This window comes from Silvanigrella sp. (assembly GCF_044369315.1).
In the GTDB taxonomy this organism is placed as follows: Bacteria; Bdellovibrionota_B; Oligoflexia; order Silvanigrellales; family Silvanigrellaceae; genus Silvanigrella.
On sequence record NZ_JBIPMD010000046.1, the window covers coordinates 1 to 17,652 of the forward strand.

The 17,652-nt window shown below is 32.4% G+C and carries 15 protein-coding genes; 6 read left to right on the forward strand and 9 right to left on the reverse strand.

Annotated features, from left to right (window positions below):
- Positions 1-109: 109 nt before the first annotated feature.
- Positions 110-1,159 carry a hypothetical protein gene (locus ACIQ56_RS05960; RefSeq protein ID WP_397600157.1) on the forward strand — a complete coding sequence of 350 codons (1,050 nt, stop codon included), beginning with the start codon at positions 110-112 and terminating at the stop codon, positions 1,157-1,159.
- Positions 1,160-1,304: 145 nt separating this feature from the next.
- On the opposite strand, the gene ACIQ56_RS05965 is transcribed toward ACIQ56_RS05960, so the two are convergent.
- Complete coding sequence (locus ACIQ56_RS05965; RefSeq protein WP_397600158.1) at positions 1,305-2,057, reverse strand: substrate-binding periplasmic protein; 753 nt, start codon at positions 2,055-2,057, stop codon at positions 1,305-1,307.
- A gap of 332 nt (positions 2,058-2,389) precedes the next feature.
- On the opposite strand from ACIQ56_RS05965, the gene upp reads away from it, so the two are divergent.
- The 4 genes from upp (at position 2,390) to ACIQ56_RS05985 (ending at position 7,262) form a co-directional block, all read left to right on the forward strand.
- On the forward strand, positions 2,390-3,043 hold the full coding sequence (gene upp, locus ACIQ56_RS05970; RefSeq protein ID WP_153421076.1) for a uracil phosphoribosyltransferase: 654 nt from the start codon (positions 2,390-2,392) through the stop codon (positions 3,041-3,043).
- Positions 3,044-3,069: 26 nt separating this feature from the next.
- On the forward strand, positions 3,070-3,687 hold the full coding sequence (gene udk, locus ACIQ56_RS05975; protein ID WP_397600159.1) for a uridine kinase: 618 nt from the start codon (positions 3,070-3,072) through the stop codon (positions 3,685-3,687).
- Positions 3,688-3,766: 79 nt separating this feature from the next.
- Positions 3,767-4,843 carry a DsbA family protein gene (locus ACIQ56_RS05980; RefSeq protein WP_397600160.1) on the forward strand — a complete coding sequence of 359 codons (1,077 nt, stop codon included), beginning with the start codon at positions 3,767-3,769 and terminating at the stop codon, positions 4,841-4,843.
- Between the two features lie 553 nt (positions 4,844-5,396).
- Positions 5,397-7,262, forward strand: a complete 1,866-nt coding sequence (locus tag ACIQ56_RS05985) for a leukocidin family pore-forming toxin (protein ID WP_397600161.1) — start codon at positions 5,397-5,399, stop codon at positions 7,260-7,262.
- A gap of 22 nt (positions 7,263-7,284) precedes the next feature.
- Here ACIQ56_RS05985 and ACIQ56_RS05990 read toward each other — a convergent pair whose 3' ends face one another.
- From ACIQ56_RS05990 to rfaD, 8 genes are all read right to left on the reverse strand, one after another.
- A complete protein-coding gene (locus tag ACIQ56_RS05990; protein WP_397600162.1) occupies positions 7,285-8,781 on the reverse strand; it encodes an MlaD family protein in 1,497 nt (498 codons plus the stop codon).
- A 50-nt stretch (positions 8,782-8,831) separates the two neighbouring features.
- Complete coding sequence (locus ACIQ56_RS05995) at positions 8,832-9,602, reverse strand: ABC transporter ATP-binding protein (protein ID WP_397600163.1); 771 nt, start codon at positions 9,600-9,602, stop codon at positions 8,832-8,834.
- 12 nt (positions 9,603-9,614) lie between these two features.
- Positions 9,615-10,358: an MlaE family ABC transporter permease gene (locus ACIQ56_RS06000; protein WP_397600164.1), complete on the reverse strand. Its 744-nt coding sequence runs from the start codon at positions 10,356-10,358 to the stop codon at positions 9,615-9,617.
- 35 nt (positions 10,359-10,393) lie between these two features.
- Positions 10,394-11,503 carry an ArsA family ATPase gene (locus tag ACIQ56_RS06005; RefSeq protein WP_397600165.1) on the reverse strand — a complete coding sequence of 370 codons (1,110 nt, stop codon included), beginning with the start codon at positions 11,501-11,503 and terminating at the stop codon, positions 10,394-10,396.
- Between the two features lie 27 nt (positions 11,504-11,530).
- Positions 11,531-12,496: an ArsA family ATPase gene (locus ACIQ56_RS06010; RefSeq protein WP_397600166.1), complete on the reverse strand. Its 966-nt coding sequence runs from the start codon at positions 12,494-12,496 to the stop codon at positions 11,531-11,533.
- A gap of 3 nt (positions 12,497-12,499) precedes the next feature.
- Positions 12,500-12,730: a twin-arginine translocase TatA/TatE family subunit gene (locus tag ACIQ56_RS06015; protein WP_153421067.1), complete on the reverse strand. Its 231-nt coding sequence runs from the start codon at positions 12,728-12,730 to the stop codon at positions 12,500-12,502.
- A 119-nt stretch (positions 12,731-12,849) separates the two neighbouring features.
- Entirely contained in the window at positions 12,850-14,934 is a 2,085-nt protein-coding gene (locus tag ACIQ56_RS06020) for a heterodisulfide reductase-related iron-sulfur binding cluster (protein ID WP_397600167.1), read from the reverse strand.
- Between the two features lie 73 nt (positions 14,935-15,007).
- A complete protein-coding gene (rfaD, locus tag ACIQ56_RS06025; RefSeq protein WP_397600168.1) occupies positions 15,008-16,093 on the reverse strand; it encodes an ADP-glyceromanno-heptose 6-epimerase in 1,086 nt (361 codons plus the stop codon).
- Positions 16,094-16,260: 167 nt separating this feature from the next.
- Between rfaD and trmFO the strand changes: the two genes are divergently transcribed.
- Positions 16,261-17,652 (forward strand): methylenetetrahydrofolate--tRNA-(uracil(54)-C(5))-methyltransferase (FADH(2)-oxidizing) TrmFO (gene trmFO, locus ACIQ56_RS06030; RefSeq protein WP_397600169.1); only part of this gene is annotated, 1,392 nt, incomplete at its 3' end.

Genomic DNA, 17,652 nt, shown 5'->3' on the forward strand with positions numbered 1-17,652 from the left:
CATTTAGAGGAATGGTTTTATGATTATAATCATCATGCACCCCATTCCGGGCTTGCAATGATGAGTCCAATACAGTATCAAAATTCACATTAATCATGTGTCAACTCAAATGGGGTCCATAGCAGGAAACAGTAATCAAAATGACAAAAACATCAAAATTCAAAAATACGTTACAGATAAAACAAATGGTATTCGTAAAGACAGTAAAGTTGATGTTTCTTTTGATAATATTTTAAATGATATTACTTCACCACAAGATATCAATATTGGATCAAATGGTAGAGTTTATATTACTGGAAGAAATTTTGAGCAAAATGATAAATTTTTATTAGCTAATTGTAAAATTTCAAATGACGGCGACGCTTTTGAAGCTTGCTCCGTTCAACAACTTAATGATGTACCTTCAAATACTAGAGATGGTAATTCTCTTATTAAAAATGGTTATCTTTATATTAAAGCACATGAAAGAAATGATATTACTATGTGCCCAATTACAAAAAGTGATGGGCTAATAAAAGGATGCAAAACAAATTCTAATAGTATTTTTAATAATAGTAGTGTTTCAGGAGCGGTGGCTTATTTATCAGAAGCAAATGATAATTTGCTTCTTTCTATAAAAAAAGGAGATGTATATAGTATTGCTCAAATGGAATTACCTAATTATTTATCAATTGAAAACGCTCCTATGGTAAACCTGAAAGAAGTTCAAAAAATTAATGCTTCGGAAAGCCCTTCATATGAAAGCGGTATTTTACATTTTAAGAAAGGCAATTTAGACCAATTTATTCAAAGACATTCTAATAAATTAATCTTAGTACGCCCTGATGTTAGTCCAGCTCAAGGAACTAAAAGAGATATCGTAACAACTAACAAAGGCGACCTATCTGATATATTTTCTGGTCTTTATGGACACATAAAATATAATAAACTTGATGGTAATATATATATGACTGGAGGTATTGATGAAAATTCAAGTATGAAAAAATTTGCCCAATGCAATTTTGATTGGATAAGCAAATTAAATAATGATCCTGTTAAAACTGATATAGAACAAAATTGTAAAGCACTTACAAAAGACGATAACAATGCTACTGAAAATCTTGTAGATTATAATAATAATCAAAGATTCATCAGCGTTGCTTTCTATGATAAAAAATAATTATACAAAAGCTCACTTTTAATTAGTGAGCTTTTTTTATTTATTTTCTTTAAATCACCTAACAACTTCATGTTAAAAAATATTCCTTTGCAAAATTGCTATTCACATTATGAATCAAAAAAAATTAGTTTTTCTCACAAATAATTTACCGAGGAACAAATTTATTATAAATTTTATTTATTTCATTTTGCTCTATATATTTTTTTAGTTCAATATTAAAATTTTTAATAATTTTTTCTGCATTGGGGACATTTTTATTAAGAGCTAATGACAAAGATTGTACATTTAATGGAGTTTCTAGTGGCTCTATTTTGTCATAACATTCTCGATAGAAATTACTTGAAATATATTTAATAACTTCAAGATCTCCATTTAATAGATCTATTCTATTTTTGCAAAGTTTAACAATATTTCTTTCATCACTTGCTGCTTCTTCTTTTTTTAAATAAGAAGCATTATCAAATTCTTCGGATGTAACACCCCCTCTTATAACACCTATCGAATAATTTTTTAAATCGGAAAGTTTATTAAATTTAATATTACTTTTTTTTCTTTTAAATAGAACTATTTTAGAATAATAAATGGGGTCAGAATATAAAAGATAATGAGCTCTTTCTTTTGAATAATAGGCAGGAATAATTCCATCATAAGAACCATTTTCCACTAAGTGTAATGCTCGAGCCCATGGCATGACTTCAATTTGGCTTTCATACCCTATTTTTTTTAAAATACTTTTAACAATGACACAAAAAAAACCCAGATCTTTTTGGTTAGAAATAACATAAGGCGGCCATTCCAAGGTAGATATTTTTAAAACATTTTCTTTTGAAAAAGAGAAGTGTGGTAAAAATAAAATATAAAATAGCATTATTATAAATGGAAGTTTTTTAAAACTCATTTTATGTCACCTTATTACTTGAACTTTTGAAAGGGCGTTCCATTTTTAATTTAGATCCCAAAATAATTCATTGTATCATATTGGGATAAAATTGCCCTAAGCTTGTTTATTTCCTAATTCAAACTTCAAAAGTATTATATAAAGACGATAATTTTGCCAAATAATATGATAGAATTTATCTTATCATTTGTATGACTTGGTAAAGTATAATTAAATAAACGAATTCAATAAAATGAAAATATTTTCTCTAAAAAAACTTTTATAGTTTAGTTTATCATGTTAAGTTAAAATTTAAATCTTCAAAGAATCAAAAAAAAATTAAAGGAATTAAAATGCCGAAACATTTATTAAAAAATGATCATAAAAATATTCATATTCTTCAACATCCTTTACTTGCCCATTCTTTATCTATTCTTAGAAAAAAAGAGACAAATAGTGGGGATTTTAGAAGACTCCTTAGTGAAGTCAGTCGTCTTATGGCATATGAGAGTTCCCGCGATTTAAAAGTAAAAAATTTTATGATTGAAACCCCCTTCGAAAAAATGGAAAGCCCGTTTATTTATGAAGATGTTACTATTGTGGGCGTAATGAGAGCAGGCATGGGTATGCTTGATGGATTTATGCAAATGTTTCCACATTCAAAGGTTGGTCATATTGGAATTTATCGGGATAAATTTTTAAATAATACCGTAGAGTATTATTTTAGATTACCTAATGATATTGAAAGAAATAAAATATTCTTACTCGACCCTTTGCTAGCTACAGGAGCTACCGTCGTTGCTGCTATTGATAGATTGAAACAATATGGTGTAAATGAAATTCGTTTTCACTGCTTACTTGCTTCACCTGAAGGTTTGGAAATTTTGCAAGAAACGCATCCTGATGTATCTGTCTATTGTTTATCTGTAGAAAGATCTATGGATGAAAAAGGCTATCTTCTACCTGGCCTTGGCGATGCAGGAGACAGAATCTACGGAACAATATAAATCCAGTAATTGATAGAGGTTGGAAATTGAAAAAATCAGCAGACACAACAATCATAGCTATAACTGGCGGTAGCGGCTCTGGAAAAACAACAGCAGCAAGAAGACTTTGGGAACTCATTGGCAAAGAAAACTGCCAAATTATAAGTCAAGATAGTTATTATCATGATCATAGTGCTCAATTTAAAGGGGATGGTACGGTTAATTTTGATCACCCCAATGCCATTGACTTTAAACTGATGGCTGAACATCTAAAAAAATTATCTCAAAACCAACCGATAGAAGTCCCTATTTATGATTTTGTCACCCATACAAGAAAAGAAAAAACAATTCGAGTTGAACCTTCTGCCTATATTATAGTCGATGGTATTTTAATTCTCTCTCAAGAAATACTGAGACCCTTTTTTGATCTCTCTATTTTTATCGATATTTCAGAAGACACTCGATACGCAAGACGCCTAAAAAGAGATGTTGAAGAGCGAGGCAGACATCCCGATGGAGTCAAATTACAATTTGACTCCTTTGTAAAACCTATGCATGAGACTTTTGTTCAACCCTCTAAACATTTTGCGACACATGTCTCCTATGACAACCAGAGCTTGAATGAACTGCTTACCGAATTAACAAAAAATCTACTCTCTAAATAAAATACATCTTAAATAATGTTTTCCTTATTGGAGATCATGTGTATATTTAAATCGTTTTTATATTAATTTTGGAGGAATAATGAATTTACTTTTGTCAAAAATGAAGAAAATAAATAAATACCATATTGGAACATCTATCACTATTTTAGCTTTTGCTATTGCAGGATGTGTTACTCAAAAAGATAAAACGAATACGGAAATTTTAGGAACTTACAATTCAAAACAAGTTAAATTTTCTGACCTTTCCATTGCAGAAAAAACAGAACTCGTGAACGCACAAAAAAAAGTTTACGAAACAGCACAAGCCATACTTGAAAAATATTATTTAGACTCTTGGTTTGCCGACTATCAATCTAAAAATAAAATTGCAAGTTTAGATTTAGCGAAAAAAGACTTTTATACAAAAAACGCAAATATCTCCGATGAAGTTGTTCAAAACTTTATTAAAGAAAATGCAGCAAATCCACAAATGCAACAAATTCCTGAAAAAGAAAGAGCTGGTTTAGTTAAACAATATTTAACTAGAATGGAACAATCTAAAGCAGAACAGGGAATTCTTCTAAAAGCACAAGAAGAAGGCAAAATTAGTGTTGTTGGAATAGAAAAGCCAAAAGATATTCAAGTTACGTTTAACAATGAAGGCTATAAGTATGACAGTTCATTGAAAGATCCTAAAGTAACTATTGTTGAGTTTGCAGACTACCAGTGCCCGTACTGTGTACAAGCCCATGAAACAATTGAAAAAGTACTCGCTGCTTATAAAGGAAAGGTTCAATATGTATTTAAAGACTTTCCTTTAACTCAAATTCACCCTGAAGCTATGCCTGCAGCAATTGCTGCAAAATGTGCGGCAAATCAAAATAAATACTGGGAAATGCATAAATTATTATTTAGCCGTGCCCCTATGGATAAACTATCGGGTGATATGTACTATAAATATGCAACAGACCTAAAACTCAATCTGAATGATTTTAAATCTTGTATGGAAGATAAAGACAAAACTCTTAGCAAGTCTGTTATGGCTCAATTAGAAGAAGGCAATAGCATTGGCGTCAGTGGGACCCCTTCTATCTTTATCAATGGACAAAAGTATGAAGGTAATTTGAGTTTTGAAGCTATCAAAAAAGATATAGATGAAAAACTGGCTTTAAAATAATAATTTAAAGCTCTATTTTTTTAAATAATCTCATTTATGAAATATAGGTCTTACTATCTACTAGTATAGCCTATATTTTTTTATATATTTATACAAATTAAAAATATTACTAGTAAATTATAAAATTAATATTAAAAAATGAATCCAATATTATATATTTATTATTTAATATAATATTATATAATTTGTTTCCTATATTTTTTAATAATAAATATTTATAATTATTATAAATCATAGACATATACTGTAAAAAGTTTATACAAATAAATAAGTTATTCATATTAATTAATTACACATAAATATTTTATTTATATTTATTTATTATATCCATATTACAATGCCTTATCTTTTTAAAGAATAGAAATAATGATTAAAAGATAATTATTGAGAGTAGTTCTCAAACAAGAGATCAACATTTTTTTTAATCAAAATTTAATCTATTATTCATTACTACTTATATTTAAAAAAACATAAAAATAGCTATTTAAAAAATTGGCACATGAATTGCTAACAAGAAATTATGGTTGAAATTCTATGGCTAAGGGAGGCTTTAATGGAAAATAAAATATTAAATAACTTTAGATATACTGTATTATATACTAGTTTAATTTCAATATTATCTACAGCATGCAGCAAATCTAATAATGAAAATTTGTCACCAAAAGACAATTCTGTTCTTTATACAAATAATTTAAAAAACAAAGACGCCTCCATGGTTAGAAGTGCTTATGAAAATAATAGACCTATTTATTTTGATTATAAATCATCTGACCCTGAAGTAGTTAAAAATATATCAGAGCAAATTACGGGATTATCTATTAATGAAGATGAAAATTTATTATTAATCAAAGATAATAATATTCCTCACTTTGTTTCTGGGAATAAAAATCAACTTGAAAATTATATCAGTGAATTAAATACAAATTTAAAATCACAAAAAACAGAAAATTTAAAGCAAAATCCAAATACGGAAGTCTCTAATGCAAAGGCAAAAGTAACTTTAATTAGAGAAAACTTAAAATGCGAAATGCTTAAAATGAAAGGTTCTCTTTACTTTTCTAGCGATGAAGTAGTTGATTACTGTGATGGAAAAGCAAATGTTCAAATTAATTATCAATTAGACTTAATTGGATCAAAAGCAATTGCGAAAAAAGACAATTCGGAATCCGGTTATTCTTATGTAACACCATCCGGAAAATTTTTAATTGTGACTGTTTCTCCAAAAGAAGATAGTGGTTCTGGTTGGCAATTGGCAAAAGATTTAAAACAAGATCATGGCTGGTGGCAAAGCAGAGCTCACAGACTTGATTTCATCGGGCCATTTGCAAATGAATATAAATTTTCTATAAAACTTCTTAAAGAAAATATAAATATTCCTGTAAATCTTTCCGAAACATTTCCTCAAAATGTAAATAAAAAGGAAACTGTTACTCAATCCAGAGGATTTAAATACGGATTTTCAGGAGGGGCTTCAGGAGATTTAAATATCGATGCCAAGGGAATTCCATCTGGTAAAGTTGGTGTAAATTTAAAAGCCGATGTCGATTTCACAAACACCAGAACAATTATTTTTGATACCTATAATTATGATATTGAAAATAAAAGCGGTATAAATGAGGCTGCTTGGAGCTGGAATGCGAAAGTATTTGATAATCTAAGTACTTATTTAACAGGCCCCTCTTCATCGGGTACCCTTTGGGATGATAGCTGGGTAGCAAATAAAAATAAATTTTCTGCTATTCATCATTCTCAATTTATCCCTGCTTTTCAGGCAATTTTTAAAGCCGATAAAGAATATATTGGAAAATCTGATTTTGAATTTGAAACAAGTGTTGTTGCTGGAGTTTTATTAGGATCTGTTTATCCAATGCCTCCCCTATTTCTTTGGAGCACATATAGTTTGGATTATGATAGCGTTCGTATTCCTCTCCAAAATGCAAATTCAGATCAAAAAGAAGATAAAATATTAAAACGTATTACTATCAACTGGAATTCACCGGTATTTGCATCTGAACAAAACATTGAATTACAAACAACAATGGATCTCTTCTCTGAAAATTACTTAACTGTAGATCCAAACGAGGATAGTGATAAGGGAGAAGTTATTATTGCTGACTCAAGAAAAGATCGCACTCAAACTTGGGGTTACGATAACGATACGTATCAATTTAAATCGAGATCAGGTAACAATAATTTGTGTCTAACGATTGAAAAAGGTTCTAATAATATTATTGCTGAACAATGCACAAATAATAACAATAAAAAATGGGCTTTTGAGGATGGTCTTATCATTCCTCATTTAATGAGAGATCATGCAATTGGTTATGATAAATCAAATAATGGTAAGTTAAAACTTATTTCAATAAAAGATGACAAAGAAAACCTTATTAAATTTGAATCTTTTAAAGCAACCTATTAAATAAAGTTACTTAACTGTAACTTTATTTAGCTAAAGCAGCTACACCAAATAAACCTTTAATATCTTCATCCGTAATTGAAAAGCCCGCTCCCACAAATGGAAAGGGCTTGCTGTACAAGACAAGTCCATCCACTCCAGCAGTAAGAAAAATATTAGGCGTGATAAAAATATTGGAAAAAGCTTTCACATTAAATGGCCCCTTGCTGCCATATTGTGTATCTGATGGAGTCGGACTACCCCCAAATTGAGAAAATTCAACGGTACTAACAAATCTATCATTAAATAAATAAACATCAGATGCAAAACCACCCGAACTTGCAAACATTCCTAAACGTAAACCTACAAATCCAAATCTCTGTGAAATTTGCAAATTATATCTTAAATAAGAAGTGTTTTCTGTTGTATTTTCTTGAGTCGTTGTTTGTGTTGTATTTCCATTAATAGTTGAAGTTGTTGTCGTGTTTTTTACTTGCCTTCCATAGGAAGCATTTGTAATTCCTAATAAATAGTACCTATCCGGTCTGGTAGAAAATAATAAATTAAATTCATTTACAAATTTATCTCCAGTGTCGGCATTTGCAACGCGGTATTCTGCTCTATCCGTCATGGTTAATTTTAATTGAGATATTGGTTTTACAACATCTTGAATACTTTTTAGCGTCGCTTTTACTTCATCTGCCGTTTCATCTTTCGCAATAAGTTGGCCTATTGTTCCTTCGCCTTTTTCTATTTTTGCTGCCATTCGTTTGAAGGAAGCAGTCGCTTCATCCACGTTTGCAATAATACTTTCAATTCTTTCACGATTTTCTGGTGTAGATGTTTGTCTTAATTCAGTTGTAAATGTTTTAATATCAGAAATAATTTGATCTATTTTTGTATCGTTACGTTGAATTAACGATGAAATTTTTACAGCACTATCACGAATACCCTGAATGGCTTCTTTTAAATTTGTTTTTTGAGATGCTGTTACTTCACGAAGATCCGAAGTCATCCCTTCAATGTTATCGACAATTTTACGAATAGAACTTTCACCATCTTTGGTACCTAAGACATTCGAAAGTGAACCTGTAATTCGTTTAATATCCCGTGCTATATTATTTAAATTTGTCATTAGGGCTTCAATGTCATTGGACTCCGGATTTCGAGGCATCATATCACCGGATTTCATAAAACCAATACCTGAGGAATTACGAACGATTTCTATATAAACATCACCAAGAATACCGCGCGATTTTATTTCAATGAAAGAGCCCTTAGGGATTTTTAAATTTCCGTCTACACTAAAGTTAATTCGAGCCCCATCTTGTAAAATATCAACCGAAATTACTTCCCCTACCTGAACACCTGAAGCACGTACTTGGGTTCTTTCTGCAACTCCTCTAACGTTACTAATTGTTGTATGAAAATATTGTTTTTTGGACGCAAAAGGATTCCCACCAAGAACAATAGCTGTTGTGGTTAAAACAGAGACTGCAGCAATAGCGAATAATCCAACTCTTACTTCTGAAGACAAAGACATGAAAAAAAAATCCTTTAAAAGCCAAATGGCATTAATGATATTATTTTAGTTTATGCGATAGGAACTTCCAAAGGACCTTTTCTGCCGCCAGTTAAGAATTGCCTTACGAGTTCATCTTTACTTGATGCAAATTCTTGTGCTGTCCCATGAAAGTAAATTTTTCCTTTATGTAAAAGAAAGATATACTCTGCAATATTCATAACAGAAGTGATATCATGACTCACCACAACGGAAGTTATACCATCCAAGTTTTTTTGTGTATTGTAAATTAAATTATCTATCAAATCGGAAACGAGAGGATCCATACTTGTTGTTGGTTCATCATAAAGTAACAATTGTGGTTTTAATGCTAAAGCCCTTGCAAGACCAACTCTTTTTCGTTCACCTATAGAAATCTCAGGCGGGTATTTATATTGAATACCAGGTAAGCCTACAATATCTAATAATTTTTCAACTTCTATTTCCATATCTTTTAATGACATTTTTAAGTGATTCTGAATAGGGAAAGTAATATTTTCAAAAATATTCAAACTATCAAACAAAGCCCCATCTTGAAAAAGAATCCCGATTTTTTGTCGAACTTCATTCCATTTGTCTTCATTGGCATCATTCATTTTAAATCCGTCAATAAAAACTTCACCAGAGTCAGGCTTAAGAATACCAATAATACTTTTTAATGTAACTGACTTCCCTTCTCCACTTCGCCCAATAATAAAAGATATTTTATGTTTAGGAATTTCTATATTTAAGCCATTTAAAACATGGTTATTTCCAAATGATTTTTTCACATCAATTAAAGAAACAAGACTATCTTTAGACATAATTAAACTAAATTACCTTACTTGGAAAAGAGTAATAATAAAATCACCAACTAAAATAGAAAGTAATCCTGCGACAACGGCACTTGTTGTTGCTTCTCCTACCCCTTTTGCTCCTCCTTTTGCCTTAAAACCTTTATAACAAGCAATAGACGAAAAAATAAAACCAAATACCGTTGCTTTTACCAATCCTTTTACAACATCACTCCAATAAACAATCCATTTTAATTGCTGCATAAAAGTCATGGTATCGACACGATAAAATACGACTGCAACAAGGTAACAGCCAATAATTCCTACAAATAAAAAAATGCCGGCTAAAAGTGGCATCATTAAAGTACTAGCAATAACTCTAGGAACAACAAGGTAACTAATGGGATTCACACCCATTGCTTCCATCGCATCAATTTGTTCATTTACTCTCATGGTCGCAATTTCAGCAGCCATTGCAGCTCCTGCACGACCAATGACAATAAAACCACACATGACAGGACCCAACTCAAGAGCTAAAGATTTTCCCGTAGCCGCGCCCATTAATCCTTCTGCGCTAAATAGCCTAAAAATAACGCCAAGCTGTAATCCTAAAACGGCGCCAACAAACAAAGCCGAAATAAAAATAATAACGGCACTTTTATTTCCAACAAATTCGAATTGTTTGATAATTAATCCCAAACGAAAGGGACGATGAAATGCCCAGTGAAAAAGTTCTTTTATAAATAAGAGAAATCGACCAAACCCAGCAAGGGTTTTAATTATCATTTGTCCTATGAGTTCAGGAAACATGAGTATGAAATTCATCTTGTATTTTTACCTGTTTTTGATCGAATAATGTCACCTAAAGAAGATAAATCGGACAACCGCAAATCTTGTTCCCCATCTAGACTAGCAGCAATAGGTATTTCTACAATAGTTAAAGAGGAACTAGAAAGTTGTTCATGAACTTTTAATTGAGTCGCAAAGTAACTAGCCAAATAATTAGCAAATAATTTTTCATTTGAATTCATAAAATCATTTTTATTCATAAATAATTTTAAATATTCTTCATTTTTTAGATGAATAGGAAATGTTCTATTTATAACTGCTAATTTTGGTGGTAATCCAAGTTGCGTTAATACACGATTGATTTCTTTTGCTACAGAAATAGCATCTTCACGGATTGAAGTCACTAACACGATATTTGTAGAAGAATGCTTTAACCATTTTTGTGAATATTTTAATCGCTCTAATGCTGTAATAAAAACTTCATCAAGCATAATTAAAAATTCGCCAAAATTAATAATAAAATTACGGCCACCCACTAAGGCAAGCCCATCTAAAACTTTTCGAGCACCTGTTTTAAAAGCTCTTGCTACAAAATTTTGTTTTTCATGAGCTCCACCAACAAACCATTTTATCCAATCAATAATTTTACTATCTAAAAAAGAAGAAACTTTTTCAGGCTTGGCAATAAAATCGATAGCATGAATTCCAGGTGCGGTGTCAATAACAAGTTCTTCGGTGTCTGGATATTGTTCTAACCATTCTGCAACACGAATCGCAGCGAGGGTATCTACTGCACTTGCCATTTTTGAAGATAATGCAGCAAAATAAGGATTTTTAAATAAGTTTTCTCTTTTTTCGGGAGACATTCCTTTTTCATCGACCCAGCGGACTAAACTCTCGCCAATATGTAATATCGCGGCTCTTAATTCTCCTTTTGAATTATTTAAAGGAATTAAAGTACCAGATTCCGAAATGACACCGACACCTAATGCAGTTTGAAGTCTTTTTGCTGGGTCTATGCTAATTAATCCTACTTTTTTTCCAGAGCTTGCTAAAGATAAAGCAAATGAGGCAGAAAGAGTTGTTTTTCCTACACCACCTGCTCCTAAAAAAATATGTAGCTTTGGAAAAACATTGGCCATTTATATCCTCAATTCAATCAAGTTTATCTAAAAATACTTTGTTAATAATTCTATTAAATTTGGAGATGATTCTATTTTATGCAGAAAATTTATGTCTGGTAAAGAAATAATAGGAATATAATTACCGGATTGATTTTGATATTGTTTAGACCATTTTATTAATTTTTCTTCACAAATATTTCTTTTTATAAGACTAGATAAAATAAGATCAAGTTCATTTTTTGAAATATCTAATTTTAAATTTTGTTTTAAATTTATAAACCAGTCATCATCTTGAGCAATTTTTAATTCTGGAAAATAAATGGGATTATTTGATTGATTTACAATGATAGCTAATGGAGATCTTTGTAAATGATCTGTTACTTTAGGAACAGTTTCAATACATTCTTCAATGGGCAGCTCTTCAGGTAAAGTAACAACCAAAACTCCTGTTTTTTCTTTATCCATTAGAAGTTTGGTAACGCGTTCACATTCCGAGGCAAGGGGTCCTGTCATTCCCAAATTGGCGACAGCAGGTGCTATTCCAAATAAAGAAATTCCATGACCCGTTGCTGGGGAATCTACAATCACTCTATCGTAGGAATAACCTTTTTCTTTTTCAGCAAGTTCCACAAGCCAAAAAAGCCTACCTAAAAAAAAGAGCTCTTGAATTCCAGGTGCCGCATGAATCAATCTTTGAACATGACGATTTTCAATGACCATCGAATAAATTAATTTCATTTTTAAATGATCTACAAAATATTCGCGAATGGATTCAGATGCAGAAAAATTCATGACTTTATAACCATGAGGAGTCATGGATTCTTTATGGGAACATTGAGGAAGAGAATACAAAGGGGAAATGGCATCTTTTATAGCCCATTGGACTAAAAGAACTTTTTCTCCTTTTTTTGCATATTCATAAGCTAAAGAAGCAGACACTGTTGTTCTGCCCACACCACCTTTGCCTATAATAAACAAAAGTTTTTGGCTGATATTTTTTAAAAGCGTCATGCCTTAAACTTTTGGGGCTTCTTTGTGTTCAACATCTACAACGTGCGCTTGGTTTTGTTGCGCAGCAGGAGGATTTAATTGCTTATCATCCGTTGAAGCACCATTTAATCCTTTTTTAAAATTTGATATTCCTTCACCCAATGCTTTTCCAACAGAAGCAATTCTTTTGCCACCAAAAAGCACAACAACAATCCCAAAAATTAGAGCAAGTTCACCAAAGCTAAAGGTGTGCATAACCACCCTCCAAATAATAACGAAGAATTTGTCCAACAAATAGTCATAAAGGCAAATTGAAAAAGCCTAAAAATGAACTACTCGCTTGGGATAACCTTAGCACAATCTTATGTCAAATATCAATTCGGCCTTGAGGCCGCTGCATTTTTCGCTTCTTGTGGCATTGCCATTGCAACAGCTTCTGCTAAATCCATAATTTCAATATCTTTTGTTTCTTCTAAGTTTTGAAACGCACTCTTGAAATTTATCATACAAAAAGAGCAGCCTGTTACGAGGGTTTTTGCCCCCGTTTTTGCAACATGTTTTAATCTTTGCTCAACAATTTTACCGCCACCTTCACTTTCATACCACATATTTCCGCCACCCATTCCGCAGCAGCTTGAAGTTTCGCGACTGGACTCCATTTCAGATAAACGAAGTCCCGCAACCGCTTCAAGAATTTGTCTTGGTGCGTCGAATTCCCCATTATGTCTTCCTAAGAAACAAGGGTCATGAAAAGTAACAGATTTGTTTACTTCTACAGGCAAGGTTAATTTGTTACTCTTAAATAATTCAGTTAATAATTGGGAATGATGAAACACTTGATACTTGCCACCATATTCTTGATAATCATTTTTCAAAGTATTAAAACAATGCGGACAATGAGTTACTATTTTTTTAAATTTTAATTTATTTAATTGTTCTACATTGCTATTTGCAATTTCAGCAAAAGAATATTCATCACCTAAACGCTTAACAGGCTCGCCATTGCATTTTTCAGCTTTGCCCATAACAGCAAAGTCGACACCACAATATTTTAAAATATTTACAATTGATCGTGCTACTTTTTGATTACCTTGATCATAAGATCCAGCACAACCAACATAATATAAATATTCTACCTCAGGTGTGTCTCCTGTAATTATAGGAACATCTAAACCTTCAGCCCATTTAAAACGATCTGCAGAAGGAAGTCCCCAAGGATTGCTATATTGTTTTATATTTTCTATGACTTTTCCTGCAGAGGCAGGCACTTCTCCCAATGTTAATGTTTGATAACGACGCAACTGCATAATGGTACGTAATTGATCAATTCCTACAGGACATTCGTTGACACAACCACCACAATTGGTACACGCCCAAATTTCATCGTGTGTAATCACACCACTTTCATATAAAAAATGTTTTTCTTCGCTGCCTTCTTTAGGAAACAAAGCTTCTACCGTCATGCTATTTTTTAATTTTAAAATGACTTCACGTGGATCAAGTGGTTTTAATACTGCATTTGCAGGGCAGATATCGGTACATCTTCTGCATTCTGTGCAACTATCAAAACTTAAAAGATCTTTCCAAGAAAAATCACGAATGTCTCTTGCTCCAAAATATTCCACCTCTGCATTTTCAAAATCCATTTTTGCGAGCATGACACTTGGGGTGAGTCTTTGGGTATACAAATTTAAAGTTGCTGTTACGATATGCAACGCTCTGGTATACGGAATAGTGGCAATAAATGCCATTGTTGTTACCATATGAAAATACCATATACCAGTATAAATTGCGTTCGCACTTTCAGGAGACATGTTTTTAGGAAATAAAAAGCTTGCTAAATATCCAACAAAAGCCCACTTTGCATCTAAAGCACTTGGGTCAAATGCCAAGCGAAAACCTTGCAATAAAAATCCTTGAACAACCAATAAAAATAAAAAACTATATAATAAAATATATCCTAAACTGTGAGTAAAGTTTTGACTTTTATCGGAGCGCCTTGCTATTCCCATAACAAGACCAATTGCTAAGGCAACACCACCAACTTGACATGTTACTTTAACAAAAGCATAAAACCAACCATGGTATAAATCAGCAACTGAATATTCTTTTAAGGCAACAATGGTTGTTCCAAAAACAAGAGCTAAAAAACCGTAAAAAATAAGACCATGCATCCAAGCTGCATATATGGAACGAGGTTTGGGATCTCGTTGCCTGCGGGAACGTAACACTTTTGCTTGTGCAACAACGTTTCTAAAAAATAAAATCACTCTATCAAAAGGTCTATCGAAACAAATTTCTTGTTTACCAGCTCTCCAAAGCTTGACATGCTTCCAGACACCATAAGCAAACACACAAATTGCAATGGCCAACCAAAGATAAGTTGTTTTATGTAATAATTCGTTCAATCCACCAGAAGGGGACCAATAAATCTGCCGAGTAAGTTGTTGAGCGTCCATGCAAAAACCTTTACTGAGATCCCCTGCTATTAAATTAACAAAGGTATTTATGAAATTTTTTTAGTAACAAAATTTACTGCCCTCGCATTAAATGCTTTTGAACATATTTTGTTACTCCAGCTTTTAAACTTACAAACTCATGCGATATTCCAATAGAACGCAAAGTTGATAAATCAGCGCAGGTGTAATTCTGATACTGTTTAATGATATTATCAGGCATTGGAATATATTCAATGGACTCCGGCATAGAAAGCGCTGAAAATACTTCTTTTGCTAACGTGTTCCAAGATTCCGCAATCCCTCTCCCAATATTTAAAAACAACCCATTTTCAGGAAGTGAAATTTGGTTTGGTGATTTTTTTCTTGTAATAGACATACGAATTAAATCCATTGTTACTTCGATTAAATCGTCTATATAAACAAAATCACGCAATTGTTCACCCGCTTTATATTGTGGAGAATTGCTTTCAAATAACTTTATTTTTCCAGTACGTGTGGCTTGATTGTATCCGTGAAAAACCATACTTGCTTGCCCCCCTTTATGGGATTCAAACTGTCCAAAAACATTAAAGTAACGAAGTCCAAACCAAGTAGGTGGTGTTACTTTTTGTTTTAATGTCCAAATATCAAAATCTAATTTTGATTTTCCATATAAATTTAACGAAGTATATTTCTCACAATCTTCTTTTTTATCGGAAAAACCTAACGTACCATCACCATAGGTTGCGGCACTAGAAGCATAAATAAACGGAATGTTATTTTTAGAACAATAATTCCATAATGCTTGCGAATATTCTAAGTTTAATTTTAAAAAGATATTCGGATCGGTCTCAGTAGTAGAAGAACAAGCACCATTGTGTATCACGGCGTCGGGTTTTTCAGGTAATTTTTCTAAATATGAAATGAGCTCGGTGTAATCGATATATTGATAACGTGCCGAGCCTAAAAATCGTCTTGCCGTTGCACGACTAATACTATTTGAAAGATCGGTTGCAATAACGGAACAACCCTTTTCTTGATGAGCATTTTCATCAAAATTTGAAAATTTTAGATTTTTTGTTTTTTCAAAGCCAAGAAGCTCCGGATCCATGCCTAAAATCTTTTCAACAACATTTGTTCCAATAAATCCATGTGCTCCTGTAACAACAAAAAGTGGCATAATCCGCATCCTTTAACTTATTTAGTGATCCATTTGCTTCTTAAATGAGAATAAGTTGAAACAAACAGCATAGTTTGCAATATAAGTATCTATCACAAATTTAGGAAGAATAGATGCCTAAATTTATGTGAACCACCATAGTATGAGATATAAAAAAGGGGAAATATATGAAAGTTGCTGTCATTGGGGCAGGCCTTGCGGGGAGTGAATGCTCTTGGATACTAGCAGAGCATTATAACTTAGAGGTGACACTCTTTGAAATGAAGTCTAAAAAAACGACTCCAGCACAAATCACACCCCATTTATTTGCTGAACTTGTTTGCTCGAACAGTTTAAAATCGAAAAGTCGTTTAAACCCAGCTGGTACTCTTAAAGAAGAAATTCATAAATTAGGAAGTATTGTCATTCCAAGCGCCCGTGCTGCTGAAGTCCCTGCAGGAGAAACCCTTGCCGTAGATAGAGAACTTTTCTCGGGAGCAATAACGGAAAAATTAAAAAATCATAAAAACATTACAGTTAAAGAGATGATCATTGAAAAAGTCGATGATATTTTAAAATTTGGTGAATTTTCAGCGATTGTCATTGCCACAGGCCCTTTGACCGATGACGCCCTTGCAAACGACCTCCGCAAAATAACCAAATGCGAACAACTGTATTTTTACGATGCCATTGCCCCTATTTTAGATGGCGACACGGTCGATCACGACATCGTTTTTTTAGCCAACCGTAAATCAAAAACCCATTCCTATGAAAAAAAGATCGCCCAAGAAGCCGCTGCTTTGGAAGGTTTACCACAAGTTGATGAAGGTGAAGAAGAAGGCGATTATTTAAATATTCCTTTAAATAAAGAAGAATATTTTGCTTTTGTTGAAAAAGTTTTAAATGGCCCTAAGGTACCACACAAAGATTTTGAAGAGCCTCGTTACTTTAACGGATGCCAACCAATCGAAGTTTTAGCCGAAAGTGGTCCCAGAACTCTTTCCTTTGGTCCCATGAAACCCAAAGGATTAACCGATCCCCGCACTGGTAGAATGCCTTATGCCGTAGTACAACTTCGTAAAGAAAAATTAGGAGATACCGCTTGGAATATGGTTGGTTTTCAAACCCGCCTCACTTGGGGAGCGCAAAAAGAAATTTTATCTTCTTTACCCGGTTTAAATAAAGTGGAATTTTTTAGAATGGGAAGCATGCACCGCAATACCTATTTTGTTTCTCCTAATGTGTTAAATGAAGATTTTAGTTTAAAAGAAAACAATAAAATTTATTTAGCAGGACAAATTATTGGCGTTGAAGGCTATTTAGAAAGCTCTGCTATGGGTGTTTTTATGGGTCATGTGATTGGCAATAAGTTAACAAAAAAGAAACAATTAACGCTCCCACCCGCAAATACTTCTCTAGGTTGCCTTGCCCGTTACTGTATTTATGGCGAAGCAAAAAAGTTTACACCCATGAATATTCACTGGGGATTGTTTAATGAATTAAGCAAAGAAGATATTAATAAGTACAGCTCGCACCCTGAACAAGTTTTAAAAATGAAAAAAATAGATAAATCGGTGAAA